We start from the raw sequence: 17,135 nt of genomic DNA, 5'->3' as shown, positions 1-17,135 counted from the left end.
TCAGCCGTCGGCGGTGATCTTCTTGATCAATGCCGCCAGGGTTTCGTCCGCTTCATCGTTGGCAACCTGACAGGTTCCCGCCGCATCGTGGCCACCGCCACCGTATCGAAGCATCAATTCGCCGATATTGGTGCGCGAGCTACGGTCAAAGATCGACTTGCCGGTGGCGAAAACCGTGTTCTGCTGTTTCAGCCCCCAGAGCACATGGATCGAGATATTACATTGCGGGTACAGCGCATAGATCATAAAGCGGTTACCAGCCCAGATCGTCTCCTCGTCGCGCAGATCCAACACCAGCAAATTGTCATAGACCCGGACGCAGCGCTTCAGCTGTTGTTCGAAGTTCTGTTCGTGCTCGCGGAACAGCACGACCCGCTCCTGCACATCGGGCAGCTGCAGAATCTGGTCGATGGTCATATCCTTGCAGGCATCGATCAGCTCCATCATCAGCTGATAGTTGGAGATGCGGAAATTGCGGAAACGCCCCAGTCCGGTGCGCGAGTCCATCAGGAAATTGAGCAGTACCCAGCCCTGCGGATTCAGTATCTCTTCACGGCTGAACTGGGCCGAGTCGGCCTTATCGACCGCCTCCATCATCTCATCCCAGGCCGCCGGGAAGGCATCATGACCGCCGTAGTGCTGCCACACCACCCGTGCCGCAGAGGGTGCCTTGGCTTCGATAATATGGTTGTCGATGGCGGCCGCATTACGGACCGTTTCTGACTCATGGTGATCGAACACCAGATGGGCGCCGGGCACATAGGGCAGATTGGTGGTGATATCGTTCGGCCCGACCTCGATCAATCCATCCTGCATATCCTTGGGATGAACAAAGGTTATTTCATCAATCAAATTCAAATGCTTAAGCAATACCGCACAAACCAGACCGTCAAAGTCACTACGCGTCACCAAACGATATTTATTCTCACTCATGGCAAGCCCTTGTTCCTTAGCCGCTTCAATTTACGGCGATTTCACAGACCCCATCGACAATACAGCACCCATCAACGGCCGCATTGATCCAAATCTAAAGACCGTACCCTACGGCAGCCAGGGTATCCCTATCAGCGCCAACCCGGATCAAAATGAGGAGCCGGGCTGGGTGAGAAATTCACGCTCCTCGGCACTAGAATCACGCCCGAGAATCGCATTGCGATGGGGATAACGGCCGAAGCGGTCGATAATCTCTTTGTGTTTAAGCTCAAACGAGTAGTTATCCTCCAAACCCGGCTGCTGAAACAGCTCAACCGCCTGCTGATGAATCAATGCCGACTCGCTGTGCATGTAGGGCATATACAGAAAGGTTCGCTGCGTCGGCTCCAGCTGCTGATCAACCCCCAGCGCCACGGCCTCCTGGGCCAGAACCAGCGCCTGGGCATCACAAGCGAACGCGGCGGCCTGATCACGGTAGATATTGCGGGAAAACTGATCCAGCACGATGATCTCCGCCAAGCGCCCCTGCGGCTGCTGTCGCCACTGAAAGAGTTCAGCCTGCGCGGCGGCTGTATGAACGGCACCGAATCGCTCGGCGATCAGCCGGTCAAACGCTTCATCCTTGACCCAGTGTTTAGACGCCTTGATCTCCTCAAACCAGAATCCGATTACCTGCATCCAGTCCATTTCGCCCCCTCTTCGATATCCAAGTAATACCCCGGCACGTTAACCACCCAACAGGATCTTGGTGCCCTGCCCCGGTTTCGATACCCCTAGCATAGCCCGACCTGCCCCAAGCGCCTTTCTCTTTTCGGCACTGAGGACCAAAACCGCAGCAAAACAGTCGGCTTTGACTATGATGTAGGAGGCTCGGGGTGGATCACCCAGGCAGTAGCTGAACAATGAACAGACTGACAACCTTAAGGAAAAGCCGATGAAATCACTCCTGGCCATCGTTTGCCTGAGCAGTATCGCTACCCTCAGTCACGCCGACTGGGCACTGAATCTGGATGACTCCAGCTTCAGTTTCGCCTCGATCAAGAAGAATCATGCCTATGAGATTCACACCTTCAACCGTTACGAAGGCAGGATCAGTGATTCGGGTGAAGCGGAATTGACCTTGGACCTCGCATCGGTCCACACCGGGATCGAAATCCGGGACCAACGGATGCAATCGATGCTGTTCGATATCCCGAAATTCCCCGCCGCCAGCTACCGGGTCAAGGTGGATCCTGAACAGCTCAAGGCTCTGAAACCGGGCCAGCGTATGGCCGTGAATGCGGAAGGCACGCTGTCGATACTCGGCATTGAAAAGCCGCTGCCGGCGGCACTGAATGTGTTTAAGCTGAGCGACCATCGGTTGCAGGTCAATACGGCCCATCCGATTGCATTGAAGGCCCAGGATTACGGTCTGGACTCCGGTATCGAAGCCTTACGCAAGGTCGCAAACCTGCCGGTGATTTCACTGACCGTGCCGATCAATTTCAGCCTGGTATTCGATCAGCAGTAACCTGACCGGGCTGCGTTCTTGCCAAGATAGCATCTTGCAGGCATAAAAAATGCCGCGTCCAGCGCGGCATTTCTTCAACGGGAGGTCAGCGTTAGCTCTTTTCCTCGTCGTCCGTCTCTTCGTCGGCCTTAGCGTCGCCGGTCTGCTCTTTTTCGGCTGTCGCGATGGCCCAGTTATCGATCACCTTACCGACGTCTTTGTGCTGCTCCATAAAGTGGGCGAACTGGTTACGGAATACCAAACCGATATTGATCCCTTCGGCGATGATATTTTCCACCTTCCACTCATTGGCCTTGTTCAGGTAAAGCGCGTATTGCACCTGGAAGGTCTGCCCATCCTTCAGCGTAATGACCGAAGGAACCTTGGCCCGCTTCTTTTTCTTGTCGTAAACCGCCGTGCCGATCTCGACCTCTTTGAGCTGATCCAGATTCTCCAGCCCTTTGCTGTAGGTCTTCACCAGCGAGTGCTTGAAAATCTCCACAAAGTTCTGCTTCTGCTCATCGCTGGCTTTACGGCCGTGCTTACCCATCACCTTACGAGCGATCCGGGGGAAGTCGACCACCGGTCCCAGCTCTTTTTCCATCAGCGCCAGCAGCTCCGCATCGGGCATACCGGCCACCAGCACCTTGTCATCGATCAGGCGCTGCAACGACTGGTAACTGCTATCGATAACCTGCTCCGGCGTGGAAGACTGCGCCTGAGCCAAACCACCAACCAGCATCGCCAGCACCATCAACAGGGAGGAGCGCCAGAATCGAGTCCAGCGTTGAGTCATAGAGATCATTAATTTCGCCTTCAGTTTAAAGTCATTGCCCCTCAGACAGGCCATGACACAAATGATTCAATCGTTGCGGATTACCACAGCGGCCAGTTCTTAAACGCCACCAGCCCCCAGACCACTGCCAACAGTACCAGAGAAAGGAAAACCGCCGCTGAACCGATATCCTTGGCCCGCCCCGACAGCGGATGGCGTTCTTCGCTGACCCGATCCACCACGGCTTCGATGGCCGAGTTCATCAGCTCCATCAGTAACACCAGACCGACCGGCAGGTAGAGCAGCGCCAATTCCGCCGCATCGGCCGCGATCCAATGGCCGATAGGCAGCAGAATGATCGCCAGAATCAATTCCTGGCGAAAGGCCGCCTCATGCTTCCAGGCTGCGCGGAAACCCTGCCACGAGTAGATCGCGGCGTGGTAGATCCGACTGAGGCCGGTGCGTCCGGGTTTGGCCATCAGAACTCTGCCAGTACCTGTTGGCACCATTTACTGACCCGCTCATCGGTCAGCTCACTCTGGCAGTCTTCGTCCAACGCCAGTCCGACAAACTGCTTGCCGTCCGGGGTCAGCGCCACCGAGGCGCTGAAGTCGTAGCCCTCATTGGGCCAGTAGCCGACTATTTCGGCACCACGCTCGGTCAGCTTGTCGTGCAACTTACCCATCGCATCGAGGAACCAGTCGCCGTAGCCGATCTGATCGCCCAGGCCGAACAAGGCGATGCGTTTGCCATTCAGCTCCAGCTCGTCGAGTTCTTCCCAGACATCCTCCCACTCGGACTGTATCTCGCCATAATCCCAGGTCGGAATCCCCATAATGATACGGTCGAAAACACAGGCCTCAGCCGGTGATGCGTCGGCGACATCGAACAGCTGCACCTCATGGCCGGATAGGTTTTCCTGAATTTTCTCAGCAACATCCTCGGTATTTCCGGTCGTTGAACCGTAAATCAATGCGATTTTCACGTCTTTCTTTCTCAACAAACAACGCTTGTCCACGCCGTCACCGACAGCGTCAGACAAGCAAGTGCAGGGTTATTTTTTGGGGGCAAAGGCATCAAAGGTATTTTGAGTCAGTCGCTCAATCGCCTCGCGCGCCTCGTTGAAGGTTTCCAGATTCTCGTTACTGGCATTTTTCAGTGTCGCTTCGACAGTCTGGGTATAGCGCTTTTGCAGCTCGATCAACTCCTGCGCCGAACCGCAGCTTTGCAGCTCGCGGGTTTGCGACATGGTTTCATTCATGCAGGCTTTGGCACATTCAATCTGCTGCTCCGTCAGCTTTTCGAGCATCCGGGTCTGAATCTCCATCAGCTCTTTGATCGGTTCCATCGATACATTCAATTTTTTGCTCATATCTTGAAACATACTCTCTATCCCTGCTTATCGATGGCAAAATTATAAGCTGTGGCTCCGCAGACTGTACAGATGTGACTACGATACCAACAGGCCAGTTAAGCGTTTACTGACCGGCCAGCAAATGAGCGTTAGCATAGCGTTTATTAACCCTTCCCGAGAATGACGGGGATCAAAGAGGATCACGGAATGCGCTTACTACACACGATGCTGCGGGTTACCGACCTGGAGCGCTCGATCGAGTTTTACACCGAGCTGCTGGATATGCAGCTGTTGCGTCGCAAAGACTTTGAAGGCGGCCGTTTTACCCTTGCCTTCCTCGGCTACGGCGATGAAGCCGACCACACCGTACTGGAGCTGACCCACAACTGGGATGTCGACAACTACGAGCTGGGCTCCGCCTATGGCCATATCGCCATCGAGGTGGATGATGTCTATGCCGCCTGCGACAAGATCAAAGCCAAGGGCGGCAAGGTGGTTCGCGAAGCCGGACCGATGCAGCACGGCAGCACCATACTGGCATTTGTGGAAGATCCGGACGGCTACAAGATTGAACTGCTGGGCGGCGGGCGCTAAGGTTCGCCGATCTCCCGTTCGGCTGCCATCACCGCTTCAAATTCAGCGATCGGGACCGGGCGGCTCTTCAGGTAACCCTGATAATAGCGACACCCGGTTCCCTTCAGGAAAGCCAGTTGGGACAGCTCTTCCACCCCTTCGGCGATAACGTCCATCTCCAGCCCGGCTGCCAACCTGATGATCGCCTGCACCAGATGGGCATCACTGGAGTTCTGCGGACACTCGTTGATAAAGCTTCGATCGATTTTGATGTAGTCGGCTTTCAACGATTTCAGGTAACTCAGGGAGGAGTAACCGGTGCCGAAATCATCCAATGCCACCCGCACCCCCTCGGCACGGAGAGAGGCCATCCGTTGCTCGATATAATTGAGGTTGTCGATCAACACCGTTTCGGTTACTTCCAGCACCAGCCGGGAGCGCTCGAACGAATACTGTTGCATCAAGGCCAGCAGGCGACCGACAAAATCCGGTTGCTGGAACTGGATACTGGAGACATTGACCGACAAGCGCAGCGTCAACCCCCGTGCCTGCCAGTCGCTGAGAATCTGCATCGCCTGCTCCAGCACCCACTCTCCCAGCGCTACGATCAGACCACACTCTTCCGCCACCGGAATAAAGTCCGCCGGTGATATCAGCCCCCGTTCCGGATCCTGCCAGCGAAGCAGTGCCTCGGCGCCGATCACGTGGCCCTTATCCACCTCCACGATCGGCTGCAGATAGAGTTCAAATTGCTGCTGTTCGATCGCACGCCTCAGTAAGCGCTCGGTCTCCACCCGTGCCTGAAGCGCATCCTGCATATTCTGGGTGAATAACTGCAGCCGGTTGGTCCCTTCAGACTTAGCCTTGGACATGGCAATGTCGGCTTTTTTCAGCAGCGTCGAATAATCATCCCCATCCTGGGGATAGGTCGAGGCGCCGATGCTGCAACCCAGCTGTAGCTGCAACTTGTTCAGCGTATAAGGTTGGGCGATATCGTCGATGATCCGTCGTCCCAGCGACCGGATCGCCTCGGCATTGGTGTTCGGTAGCAAGATGGCAAACTCATCACTGCCCAGGCGTGCCACCAGGCCGAGGGTATCGACGCAGTCCTTCAGCCGCAACGCCGTCTGTTTCAGCAGTTGGTCGCCGGTTTCGTGGCCCATGCTGTCATTGATCACCTTGAAGCGATCCAGGTCCACAAACATCAACCCGGCCATCGAGCCATCACGGCGATCTTGCCCCAGCGCCTCGGTGACCCGGTTCTCGAGCAGGTTACGGTTCGCCAGCCCGGTCAGTTCATCGTAGTTGGCCTGGCGCCAGATATGCTGTTCCTGTCGTTTGCGCTCGGTGATATCACTGAAGATGGCGATATATTCGACCGTCTCACCCTGTTCGTTGGTGATCGCCTTGATATGCTTCCACTCGGGATACACCTCTCCGTTCTTGCGCCGGTTCCACAGTTCACCCTCCCAGCTGCCCTGTTCGAGCAACTGAGCCCACAGAGCCTGGTAGAAGGGTTTGCCGTGACGTCCGGACTTCAGCAGCCGGGTCGATTGCCCGATCGCTTCTTCGCTGCTGTAACCGGTGATCCGGGTAAAAGCCCGGTTGACCATCTTGATCACACCGTCGGTGTTCGTGGCAATGATCGCTTCAGGGCTGGAATCAAACAGCGCGGCAGCCTGACGCAGTGCCTGTTCGCTTCGTTTACGCGGAGTGATGTCCCAGTTGACCCCAACCAATCGAACCGGATTCCCCTGCTCGTCGTACTGGGGCAGACCATGGGCCTCGATGTGGCGGACCTGTCCATCCGGCCAGATCACCCGAAACTCAGCGTTGTAGGGTCGACGCCCGGCCACCGCCTGTTCCAGTGAACGGGAAGCCGGTTCCAGATCGTCGGGATGCAACGTCTTCCGCCAATCCTCGTAAGTGCCGGTGAAGGTGTCGGCACGGGTTCCGAACAAGCGGTGTTGCTGCTCATCCCACTCCAACTGCCCGGTTATCAGATTAAGGTCCCAGATGCCGCTTCCCGCGGCCTCGGTCGCCAGACTTAGTCGCTCATTCAACTCCTTGAGTCGCGCCCCTTCCGGCGTCTCTCGGTTAAGATCACGCAGATAGACACGGAGTAACTGCCGCTCAGCCAGCTCAAACCGACGAACATAGACTCGCAGATAGCGGGCTTGTCCCGGCTTGGCATCAACCTTTAAATCAAACTCAAGTTCACCACTGTCATCGAGCAGCCGAAGTCGTTGGCGCAGCTGCTGAAACAGTGGCAGGGATTGGTACTGTGATTTATGGGAGGGCTGCAGTTGCTCTGGCGTCAACGACAAGGTGTCGGTGGCAACGGCAGTGAAACAGACGATCTCAAGACTGCTCAGTTCCACGATCAGCGTTGCGCCGAACGAGCTTTTGAACAGATGTCGATAAAAGCCCTCGATCTGTTCAATCGAGTGCTGCCATTGCGTCCCTGACTGCATCCCTACCCCGCCTATGATTGACTCGTATCAATACGGCAACGGGCGGGTAACTTACGGCCCATCGCTCAGGTTCGGCTATGATCCGGATCAAATCAAAGCCAGCTGGAATGATCTGTGTGCACTAACCAGATTGCGACGATCCGCTTTTCTGGAACAAGCGATCCCGGCGCAGCCTTAAATATCGTCGACAACCCGGCGCATTTCAACTTGAACCCCACTCCGGCTAAGGCTCTAATAGCCATGGATCTATTCACTCATGCGTCCAAGAGCCCTGTGTATATGCCCCAACCGATCTCCGATGCGGACCTGCAGTTCGATCAGCAACATATCTGGCACCCCTACACCTCCATGATCGACCCGCTGCCGACCTACCCGGTGGCCAGTGCCGACGGCGTCTATCTAGAACTTAGCGACGGTCGCCGACTGATCGACGGCATGTCCTCCTGGTGGTCCACCATCCACGGTTACAACCACCCGACGCTCAATGCCGCGGCCAGCGAACAGTTAGGAGCGATGTCCCATGTGATGTTCGGTGGTCTGACCCATCAGCCAGCAATTTCGCTGAGCCGCAAGCTGGTGGAGATGAGCCCCGAGGGGTTGGACAAGGTGTTTCTGGCCGATTCCGGTTCGGTCTCGGTCGAAGTGGCGATCAAGATGGCGATTCAGTACTGGCAGGCTCGTGGCCAGTCCGACAAGTGCCGGTTGCTGACCATCCGCAACGGTTATCACGGCGACACCTTCGGCGCGATGGCGGTATGCGACCCGGTCAACGGCATGCACGAGCTGTTCAGCGGCGTGTTGCCGCAGCACCTGTTCGCACCGGCTCCTAGTTTGGGTTTCGACGGTAGCGACACCGATGATGATATCGCCGCGCTGGAAGCGTTGATGGAACAGAACCATCAACAATTGGCGGCGTTGATTCTGGAGCCGATCGTCCAGGGTGCCGGCGGCATGCGGTTCTACCGACCCGATTACCTGCGTCGGGCCCGCGAACTCTGCGACCGCTACAACCTGCTGCTGATCGCCGATGAGATCGCCACCGGCTTTGGCCGCAGCGGCAAACTGTTCGCCTGCGAACACGCCGACATCAGCCCCGACATTCTCTGCCTCGGCAAAGCCCTGACCGGTGGTTACATGACCCTGGCCGCAACCCTGACCAGCACCGAGATCGCCGAGACCATCTCCAGCGGCGGCGCCGGCTGTTTTATGCACGGCCCGACCTTTATGGGTAACCCGATGGCCTGTTCGGTCGCCAATGCCAGCCTGGAACTGCTGCAAAGCGATCCCTGGCAGCCGCGGGTCGAGCAGATCGAAGCGGGTCTGCAGCAAGGCTTGGCCCCCTGCGCCGAACTCGATAGCGTCGCCGATGTGCGGGTGCTGGGAGCTATCGGGGTGGTCGAGATGAAACAACCGGTGCAGATGGCGTCGATCCAGCGCGCCTTTGTCGAACAGGGAGTCTGGGTTCGCCCTTTCGGCAAACTGGTCTACGTCATGCCCCCATTCATCATCAGCCCGGAGCAGCTTGAACAGCTGACCCAGGCGATCTATCGCGTAATCTCTACCCAACAGGAAACAAAGTAAGGAAACAGCATGGCCCGTATCAAAATCGAGATGCCCGATCACTTTATCTTCAGCACCGAGCTGCCGATCCGTATCAGCGATATCAACTACGGTGGTCACCTGAGCAACGACCGCATCCTGTCGCTGGTCCACGAGGCCCGGGTTCAATTTCTGAAGGGCTACCAGTACAGCGAGCTGGACGTCGAAGGACGAGGTCTGATCATGACCGATTCGGCTACCATCTATAAGGCCGAAGGCTTCCACGGTGACCGCTTGCAGGTCGATATCGCCGTCAGTGATTTCAACAAGTACGGCTGCGACTTCTTCTATCTGCTCAGCAACAAAGACAGCGCGGTGGAGATCGCCCACGTCAAAACCGGTTTCGTGTTCTTCGACTACGACGAGCGCAAGGTGGTCCGGGTCCCGGAAGGGTTCAAAAATCGTTTCGTCAAACAGGCTGAATAAGCTCTGAGCTGACCCTTAATCCCAGTTCAAGGAGGAAGACCATGGCCAGCGGCCTGTTCGCGATACTCGACGATGTTGCCCTGCTGCTCGATGACGCCGCCACCATGAGCAAGGTGGCAGCCAAGAAAACCGCCGGTATCCTCGGCGATGATCTGGCGGTCAATGCCGAAAAAGCGGTGGGCTCACCGGCCTCCCGCGAGCTGCCGGTCATCTGGGCGATCACCAAGGGCTCGACGATCAACAAACTGATCATCCTGCCGCTGGCCTTTCTGCTCAGCGCCTTCGCCCCGGGACTGATCGTGCCGATCCTGCTGCTCGGCGGCGCTTACCTGTGCTTCGAGGGGGCCGAGAAGATTCATGAGTGGATCAGCCCCCACACTCACGCGGACGAAGATCAAGACCCCCAACAGCCGGGGGCCAACGACGACGGCAGCCTGGACGAGCGCGAACAGAAAAAGATCAAGGCGGCGATCCGTACCGACTTTATCCTGTCGATTGAGATTATCGTGCTGGCACTGGGTACCGTGATCGAGCAGAGCCTGGCGATCCAGATTCTGGTGGTCAGCTTTATCTCGCTGCTGGCCACCGTCGGCGTCTACGGCCTGGTGGCACTGCTGGTGCGGATGGACGACGCCGGCTTCTACCTGATCGACAAGGCCGAGTCGATGGGAGCTGAGGGGAACGGCGCCATGGCTGGCGGCCTGCGCCGGTTGGGCAATTTTATGGTGGCGGCGCTACCGCAGATTATCCGAATTCTCGGTATCCTTGGCACCATCGCCATGCTGCTGGTCGGTGGCGGCATGTACAGCCATAACATCGACGCGATTCACCACCTGCTCGAACCCCTGCCCGGGCTGCTGGGCGACCTGCTGGCCGGTGTTGTCGTCGGGGTGATCATGCTGGCAATTGTTAGCCTGGTGAAACGCCTTCGTGGTGCCGGTCAGGCCCACAAGTAGCCCGGCATCAAAATACCGTTCCTTTCGGTATTTTGTTAACGATACGATCAACCCGACAATTTTAATGCCGGGTTGATCGCGTACAAAAAAGCGAACCCGTTTAACGGATTCGCTCTTTTCAACCGATCAGCGCTATCGACGCTGGGATTAAAGTGATCGATCCAGCCCCTGCTGCCAGAAAGCGATCTCCATCCGGGTGGCCGTGGTGAAGTGGCCCTGCAGCTGTCGGGCTCGTTCGGAGTCCGCCGGGATCTCGGCCAGCAACTGATCGAAAAACTCGACGCTGGCATAGGCCGCCTGCTGGTACTCCTCTCCGGCGTACATATCGATCCAGTTCGCATACGGATTACCTGCTTGGACAGCGTTGCCCGGTTGAGTCAGGTACTGACCCACTTCGGCATAGCCCAGCGCACAGGGAATCAGCGCGGCATACAGATCGGTCAGATCCCCCTGCAAGCCAGCATCGATCAGATAACGGGTGTAAGCCACGGTGGCGACCCCTTCGGGCAGCGCCACCAGATCCTCTTCGTTGAGTCCCCAGTCTTTGCAGTAGTCGATATGCAGCGTCAGCTCGTGCTCGACCAGCGCACTGAGTGACGGCATGCTGGCACGCATCTGGGCCGGATTGGCACTCTTGAACACCGCCAGCCCGAAGGCTCGGGCGTAGTGGATCAGATACAGATAATCCTGCTGCAGGTAGTGCTGGAAGCTGGCTTTATCCAACGTTCCCTGGCCGAGCTGTTTGACAAAATTGTGCTGGATATAGTGATCCCAATCCTGCTGACAGCCGGCGATCAGATCGCGATGATTCATCGACTCTCTCCCGTTATTGAACGATGTAGTCTGCCGCCTTGGGCAGCTTGCTGATCACCTTCTGATCGTGCAGGAACTTGGCGTAGTTGTCGTAGCGGGCTAGGTCCGCCGCTTGCGGACGCAACGCAAAGCGCACCATCGTATCTTTCCAGGCATTGCGGTTCAGTTCAGTATCGAGCTTGTTGCCGTCATCGTAGGATTTGAACAATTCCCAGGCTTCCTGCGGATGGTTAACGGTGTACTGGGTGGCCAGCTCCACCGCGCGGTTAAAGCGCGCAATCATGTCTCTGTCGAGCTTGTTGCTGTTGGCCACCACCACCAGCTCATCGTAGGGCGGCACGCCCTCCTCTTCGATATAGAACGCCTTGCCTTTGAACCCTTCCATGCTCAGCTGATGCATCTCGAAGTTGCGGTAAGCACCGTAGATGGCATCGACCTTGCCCGACGCCAACGACGCCGACAGCGACCAGCCGACGTTGACCATTTCGACATCGTCGATGGTCAGGCCATTGTTACGCAGCATGGTGCCGACGGTGGCATCCACCAAACCACCGTCGAACGGGAAGCCGATCTTCTTGCCCTTCAGATCCGCCACGCTGTTGTAACCCTTACCGTCCAGTACCATCAGGGTATTGAGCGGGGTCGCGATCAGGGTCGAGATACGGGTCAACGGCAGTCCTTCAACCACGTCGCGAATCAACTGCGGCTGGTAGGTCACGGCCAGGTCAAACCGGCCCGCCGCCACCAGTTTCGGCGGCATGCTCGGATCGGCCGGCTCGGTGATCTCAACCTCCAGCCCCTGCGCTTCGAACAGGCCTTTCTGTTGCGCCACAATCAGCGGCCCATGGTCCGGATTGACGAACCAGTCCAACATCAAGGTGACCTTTTCGGCCATCGCCGGCTGACTCAGCAGCAGCGCGCAAACAGCAATCAGTTTTTTCATCACAACGTCCTCGTTAGTACCACAACCAGCTGCAGGCAGCGCAGCTGGGTTCTGTTAGGTTGCGGCAGCCAATCCGCTCAGGGCTGCCGCAGCTAGTGCTAGTTCTTGTGTTAGTGCTATTCGACTCGGGCCAGGTATTGGCGCTCGGTAGGTTTTTCCTGGTGCCAGGGAATCAGCTTTTTCAGCAACCAGTCGGCGATGTAATAGAGCGATATCGAGAACAGCGCCAGGATAAACAGGGCGGCAAACATATCGGCAATCTGCATCCGGGCATTGGCCTGCAGCATCAGGTAGCCCAAGCCACCGGAGGAGCCGACCCACTCGCCCACCACCGCTCCGATCGGCGCCACCACCATCGCCACCCGCACCCCCGAAGCCAAGGTCGGCAACGCCGCCGGCAGGCGTACATGCCAGAGCATCTGGCGTGGGCTGGCACCCAGGGTTTTGGCCAGATCCAGATAACCGGCCGGGGTATGCCGCAGGCCGTCAAAGCAAGTGGTGCAGACCGGAAAAAAGATAATCAACGCCGCCATCACCACCTTGGAGGTCATCCCGTAACCGAACCAGAGCATCAGAATCGGCGCCAGCGCGAACACCGGGATCGCCTGGCTGGCCACCAGCACCGGCAGCAACCAGTTCCGAACCGGGTTGAACAGCAGCATCAGCAACGCCAGCGAAATGCCCATACTCAACCCCAGCAGCAGCCCCAGCAGGATCTCGCTCAGAGTGATCAGACTGTGGTCCCACAACAGCTGCGGATTGGCCAAGAGTTTACTGAACACCAAACCCGGCGGCGGCAGGATAAACGGAGGCATCTCGAACAGTTCCACCACCAGTTGCCAACCGGCCAACAGCACCAGGGTGGTGACCATCAGTCGAGCGACCATACGCCAACGGTTATCAGGCCCGAGCATAACCACCTCCGTCGGAAGGCTCTGAACCCGGATGGGGGTGCAGGTCGGCCTGCTGCATCGCATCGAGCAACTGCTGCTGATAATCCCCCAAGGTACTGTCCACCGGCCGGGGTATCGGGCTGGACGGCGTTTCTACCGGGATCAGTCGCCGGTTCTCGAACAACCAGACCTGATCGCCCAGTCGCAAGGCCTCCTGCGGATCATGGGTAATCAGCAGCACCGTCCGACCGGCCAGTGCATCCACCGCCAACGCCTGCAGCCGGTGCCGGGTCACCGCATCCAACGCACTGAAAGGCTCATCCATCAACACCAACGGGGTGTCCTGCATCAGAGTTCGCGCCAACGCGACCCGCTGGCGCATGCCGCCCGACAGCTGCTCCGGCCGTTGCTTGGCAACGTGGCCGATGCCCAGTTGATCGAGCAGTTCGCTGGCCTTACGACGCTCCTGCGGGCTGACGCGACCACCGTTAACGCGCGCCTTCAGACAGACGTTATCCAGCACGCTCAGCCACGGAAACAGCAGGTCCTGCTGCGCCATATACGCCACCCGCCCCATGACCGGCTGGCCGTTTCCATCCAGCATCTGCCCCTGGCAACGATGCTCGGGCTCGATCAGCCCGGCCAGCATCCGCAGCAGGCTGGTTTTGCCACAACCGCTTCGGCCCAGCAGACAGCTCCAGCTGCCCGCCGGCAGAGTCAGGTTAATGTTCTCGAACAGGGGCTGGTCTGCCCCTTGATAGTGCAGCCCGACCTCGCGCAGGACGACCTCAACGGTCATCAGCGCGCAAGCCGATAGAAATGATGAACCGGTCCGGAGCCGGCCCCAATGTTGAGTTCATCGGCATGACAGATGGCGCCGTGGATATAGGCCTTGGCCTGCTCGATCGCCTGGGGCATCGGCAGTCCTTGAGCCAGATAACTGGCGATGCTGGCTGAAAGGGTGCAGCCGGTACCGTGGGTGTTGTCGGTATCCACCCGCTCGCTGGAATAGCTCTGGATCCCATCGGTAGAGATCCAGAAATCCTCCGCCCGCTCGCCCTCCTGATGCCCGCCTTTGAGCAACACCGAGCGACAACCCAGCGCCATCAGCGACCGGCAATACTGCTGCATCTGTTCCGAAGTCTGTGGCAGCGGCTCGCCGCGCAGCCCCAACAACGCCTGGGCTTCATGCAGGTTCGGAGTGACCACATCCGCCAACGGCAATAACACATTAATCAGAGTCTCGACCGCCTCTTCGGCCAGCAGCAGATCGCCGCTGGTGGCCACCATTACCGGATCCAGCACCACGAATTTCGGCTGATAACGAACCAATGCGGCGGCCACCGACTTGATGGTCGCGGCATCGCCGAGCATGCCGATCTTAACGGCCAGGATGCCCAGATCGGAGAAGACCGCATCGAACTGTTGATTGATAAAGTCTTCGGGCACCGGCATCACCCCGGTAACACCCAGCGTGTTCTGCGCCGTCAGCGCGGTGATCACCGAGCAAGCGTAACCACCGGTGGCCGAGATCGCTTTGATATCGGCTTGAATACCGGCACCGCCGCCGGAATCCGAACCGGCAACCGTCAAAGTAATGGGAGTCTGGGGCATGGGAAGGTCTCTTAGAAAGGCGGATCAGAGACCTTAGAATCGCATCGATGGTGCAACTCCGGTGGTTCCCTACGCCAATTATTCTGGATCAGGTTCAACGGGTTCAGCTGTGGCTATCTCAGCCCGATGCAAGTACATGCCCAGGCTCCCCGACCAATGGATTGATCATAATCAGAGCCCTGGGGAATTACAATTTGAGCAGACTGAAATTGGCGCGAAATCCCGTCAGGTTCCACCAAGCCTCCCCGCTAAACCTCAGCATCCATTCGGCAACTCAGGTCAGCGAAGCCCTGGTTGGCATAAAAGTCTCGCGCCCCGCCATTGAAAGCCATCACATCCAGTTCGACCCGATCGACCCTTTCCAAGCGGGCTATCTGCTTGGCATCGTTCAGTAACGCCGAACCCACCCCTTGGCGACGATAGCCTGGGTCCACGTAAATCAGTTCAACGCAGGCAAACTTGCGCGGCAATCGAATGATCGAGCCAGGGTGTTGGTAGATTTCGACAAACAAAAAACCGGCAATATCGGCCTGCCGTTTGGCGACTCGAAGATAGGAGGTGGAGGAACTCAGACTCTGGCACAGGAATGCTTTGAATGCTGCCGGATCGACCGCGCTAAACAATTCCGGATGAGCGGCGCGGTGCACGCCCTGCTCGATAACAAAATAGTCGGTGAGCTGATCGAGGTCAGCGGCGGTTGCATCTTCAATCAGTAGTTTCGTCAAGCTAGCGGCCCAGCAGAATTATCAGCTGTCGAATAGCTTAGGATAAGCCCGGCTTCAGCGCGATCTCTTAGCCGTAATCCTGATAGTGATCCGGCGCCAGGTCCTGGAACTTGGAGTGCTTACCGATAAACGCCAGACGGCAGGTTCCGATCGGACCGTTACGCTGCTTACCGATAATGATCTCGGCCTGGCCTTTGGCTTCGGAGTCCTCGTTATAGACCTCGTCCCGGTAGATAAACATGATCACGTCGGCATCCTGCTCGATCGCACCGGATTCCCGCAGGTCGGAGTTGACCGGGCGCTTGTTGGGGCGGTTTTCCAGGGTACGGTTGAGCTGCGACAGCGCGATCACCGGACACTCCATCTCCTTGGCCAGCGCCTTCAGGGAGCGGGAGATCTCGGAGATCTCCTGGGTCCGGCTCTCGACCTGGCCCTTCAGCGACATCAACTGCAGGTAGTCGACCATGATCATCCCCATCGAGCCGTGATCGCGGTAGATCCGCCGCGCCCGAGAGCGCATCTCGCTGGGTGAAACCCCGGAGGTGTCATCGATATAAAGCGGCTTGTCCTTGAGCATATTGACCGCGGTTGTGAGCTTGGGCCAATCGTCCTCTTCCAGCTTACCGTCACGGACCCGGGTTTGGTCGATCCGCCCCAAGGAGGCCAGCATCCGCGTGACCAGACCTTCAGCGGGCATCTCCAGGCTGAACACCAACACCGGTTTTTCCTGCCCCATCAGGGCGTTCTCCACCAGGTTCATGGCGAAGGTGGTTTTACCCATTGAGGGACGCGCCGCGACGATCACCAGATCCGACCTCTGTAGCCCGGAGGTCATACCATCGAGATCGGTAAAGCCGGTGCTGACACCGGTCATGGTGGTACCGGCGTTGAACAGCTCGTCGATCCGATCCAGTGCACTTTCCAGCAACGGGTTGACGCTCCGCGGTCCGCCATCGGCCTCACGGCCCTCGGCGATCTTCAACACCTTGCGCTCGGCTTCGTCCAGAATATCGCCGCTGACCCGCCCTTCGGTATTGAAGGCGCTATCGGCAATCTCGTTGGCAATCCCGATCAAACGACGCAGCGTTGCCCGCTCCTTGACGATTTCGGCATAGGCGCGAACGTTGGAGGTACTGGGCGTGTTCTTGGCCAGATCGATCAGGTAATCCAGACCACCGGCCTGGTCCTGTGCCTTGTGACGGTCCAGCTCCTCGGACAGGGTCACCACGTCGATCGGCTGCTCGGCCTTGAACAGCTTCTCCATGGTGCGGAAGATCACCCGATGTTCGGGACGATAGAAGTCATCGGCGACGATAATCTCGTTGACCGCGTCCCAGACCCGGTCATCCAGCATCAACCCACCCAGTACCGATTGCTCGGCTTCGGTGGAATGGGGCGGAATTTTCGCTTGCTGCAGGGCGCTATCGAGTTCGGCGGTATCGGACATCTTCGCAATCGGACCGGTGGTAAGAAGTGAACATTGGGTACAGATTCAGACGGACCAGCTTACTGGCTGTGCCCATTTTCGACAACCACATAAAAGCTCGATTTAGCCAATCTATCCCAGA

At 57.7% G+C, this 17,135-nt stretch carries 19 protein-coding genes and 1 riboswitch; of the genes, 5 read left to right on the top strand and 14 right to left on the bottom strand.

The window, feature by feature from the left end; genetic code table 11:
* Window positions 1-933, bottom strand: a complete 933-nt coding sequence (locus tag ACO05M_RS10185; protein WP_421862074.1) for an exopolyphosphatase — start codon at window positions 931-933, stop codon at window positions 1-3.
* Window positions 934-1,080: 147 nt separating this feature from the next.
* Entirely contained in the window at window positions 1,081-1,620 is a 540-nt protein-coding gene (locus tag ACO05M_RS10180) for a DUF924 family protein (RefSeq protein WP_421862073.1), read from the bottom strand.
* 247 nt (window positions 1,621-1,867) lie between these two features.
* Between ACO05M_RS10180 and ACO05M_RS10175 the strand changes: the two genes are divergently transcribed.
* Window positions 1,868-2,443 (top strand): YceI family protein, encoded by a 576-nt coding sequence (locus ACO05M_RS10175; RefSeq protein WP_421862072.1) that lies wholly within the window; start codon window positions 1,868-1,870, stop codon window positions 2,441-2,443.
* Window positions 2,444-2,534: 91 nt separating this feature from the next.
* On the opposite strand, the gene ACO05M_RS10170 is transcribed toward ACO05M_RS10175, so the two are convergent.
* The 4 genes from ACO05M_RS10170 to ACO05M_RS10155 form a co-directional block, all read right to left on the bottom strand.
* On the bottom strand, window positions 2,535-3,227 hold the full coding sequence (locus ACO05M_RS10170) for an MlaC/ttg2D family ABC transporter substrate-binding protein (RefSeq protein WP_421862070.1): 693 nt from the start codon (window positions 3,225-3,227) through the stop codon (window positions 2,535-2,537).
* Between the two features lie 71 nt (window positions 3,228-3,298).
* Window positions 3,299-3,676 carry a diacylglycerol kinase gene (locus ACO05M_RS10165; protein ID WP_421862068.1) on the bottom strand — a complete coding sequence of 126 codons (378 nt, stop codon included), beginning with the start codon at window positions 3,674-3,676 and terminating at the stop codon, window positions 3,299-3,301.
* A complete protein-coding gene (gene fldB / locus ACO05M_RS10160; RefSeq protein ID WP_421862066.1) occupies window positions 3,676-4,182 on the bottom strand; it encodes a flavodoxin FldB in 507 nt (168 codons plus the stop codon). Before fldB ends, ACO05M_RS10165 begins: the two co-directional genes overlap by 1 nt.
* A gap of 69 nt (window positions 4,183-4,251) precedes the next feature.
* Window positions 4,252-4,569 (bottom strand): phasin family protein, encoded by a 318-nt coding sequence (locus ACO05M_RS10155; RefSeq protein WP_421862064.1) that lies wholly within the window; start codon window positions 4,567-4,569, stop codon window positions 4,252-4,254.
* A gap of 189 nt (window positions 4,570-4,758) precedes the next feature.
* Between ACO05M_RS10155 and gloA the strand changes: the two genes are divergently transcribed.
* On the top strand, window positions 4,759-5,145 hold the full coding sequence (gloA, locus tag ACO05M_RS10150; RefSeq protein ID WP_421862062.1) for a lactoylglutathione lyase: 387 nt from the start codon (window positions 4,759-4,761) through the stop codon (window positions 5,143-5,145).
* Here the strand turns inward: gloA and ACO05M_RS10145 are convergent.
* Window positions 5,142-7,598, bottom strand: a complete 2,457-nt coding sequence (locus ACO05M_RS10145; RefSeq protein WP_421862060.1) for a putative bifunctional diguanylate cyclase/phosphodiesterase — start codon at window positions 7,596-7,598, stop codon at window positions 5,142-5,144. The genes gloA and ACO05M_RS10145 overlap by 4 nt on opposite strands.
* Window positions 7,599-7,877: 279 nt before the next feature.
* Here ACO05M_RS10145 and bioA point away from each other — a divergent pair, with 279 nt between their 5' ends.
* From bioA to ACO05M_RS10130, 3 genes are read left to right on the top strand one after another with little or no spacing between them, the layout of a single operon-like run.
* A complete protein-coding gene (bioA, locus tag ACO05M_RS10140; protein WP_421870719.1) occupies window positions 7,878-9,179 on the top strand; it encodes an adenosylmethionine--8-amino-7-oxononanoate transaminase in 1,302 nt (433 codons plus the stop codon).
* 9 nt (window positions 9,180-9,188) lie between these two features.
* Window positions 9,189-9,623, top strand: coding sequence for an acyl-CoA thioesterase (locus ACO05M_RS10135; protein ID WP_421862058.1), 435 nt, complete (start codon window positions 9,189-9,191; stop codon window positions 9,621-9,623).
* A gap of 41 nt (window positions 9,624-9,664) precedes the next feature.
* The gene (locus ACO05M_RS10130; protein ID WP_421862056.1) at window positions 9,665-10,579 is read left to right on the top strand and encodes a DUF808 domain-containing protein; all 915 of its coding nucleotides are present in this window, start codon (window positions 9,665-9,667) and stop codon (window positions 10,577-10,579) included.
* Window positions 10,580-10,726: 147 nt separating this feature from the next.
* Here ACO05M_RS10130 and tenA read toward each other — a convergent pair whose 3' ends face one another.
* The 7 genes from tenA to dnaB all read right to left on the bottom strand — a co-directional run bounded on the left by tenA (window position 10,727) and on the right by dnaB (window position 17,014).
* Window positions 10,727-11,392 (bottom strand): thiaminase II, encoded by a 666-nt coding sequence (gene tenA / locus ACO05M_RS10125; RefSeq protein WP_421862055.1) that lies wholly within the window; start codon window positions 11,390-11,392, stop codon window positions 10,727-10,729.
* 13 nt (window positions 11,393-11,405) lie between these two features.
* Complete coding sequence (locus ACO05M_RS10120) at window positions 11,406-12,335, bottom strand: ABC transporter substrate-binding protein (protein ID WP_421862053.1); 930 nt, start codon at window positions 12,333-12,335, stop codon at window positions 11,406-11,408.
* Window positions 12,336-12,451: 116 nt separating this feature from the next.
* On the bottom strand, window positions 12,452-13,249 hold the full coding sequence (locus ACO05M_RS10115; RefSeq protein ID WP_421862051.1) for an ABC transporter permease: 798 nt from the start codon (window positions 13,247-13,249) through the stop codon (window positions 12,452-12,454).
* The gene (locus ACO05M_RS10110; protein WP_421862049.1) at window positions 13,236-14,027 is read right to left on the bottom strand and encodes an ABC transporter ATP-binding protein; all 792 of its coding nucleotides are present in this window, start codon (window positions 14,025-14,027) and stop codon (window positions 13,236-13,238) included. Before ACO05M_RS10110 ends, ACO05M_RS10115 begins: the two co-directional genes overlap by 14 nt.
* Entirely contained in the window at window positions 14,027-14,842 is an 816-nt protein-coding gene (gene thiD / locus ACO05M_RS10105) for a bifunctional hydroxymethylpyrimidine kinase/phosphomethylpyrimidine kinase (protein ID WP_421862047.1), read from the bottom strand. The genes ACO05M_RS10110 and thiD overlap by 1 nt, the downstream gene beginning before the upstream one ends.
* 49 nt (window positions 14,843-14,891) lie before the next feature.
* Window positions 14,892-15,004: riboswitch (TPP riboswitch) on the bottom strand.
* Window positions 15,005-15,090: 86 nt separating this feature from the next.
* Window positions 15,091-15,567: a GNAT family N-acetyltransferase gene (locus ACO05M_RS10100; RefSeq protein ID WP_421862045.1), complete on the bottom strand. Its 477-nt coding sequence runs from the start codon at window positions 15,565-15,567 to the stop codon at window positions 15,091-15,093.
* A gap of 67 nt (window positions 15,568-15,634) precedes the next feature.
* Window positions 15,635-17,014, bottom strand: coding sequence for a replicative DNA helicase (dnaB, locus tag ACO05M_RS10095; RefSeq protein WP_114694629.1), 1,380 nt, complete (start codon window positions 17,012-17,014; stop codon window positions 15,635-15,637).
* Between the last annotated feature and the right edge of the window lie 121 nt (window positions 17,015-17,135).

Origin of the sequence: Motiliproteus sp., from assembly GCF_965230735.1 — a bacterium.
Taxonomy (GTDB): Bacteria; Pseudomonadota; Gammaproteobacteria; order Pseudomonadales; family Balneatricaceae; genus Motiliproteus.
Note: the sequence above shows the minus strand (reverse complement) of the source record. Positions and strands in the feature narration are given on the sequence as shown.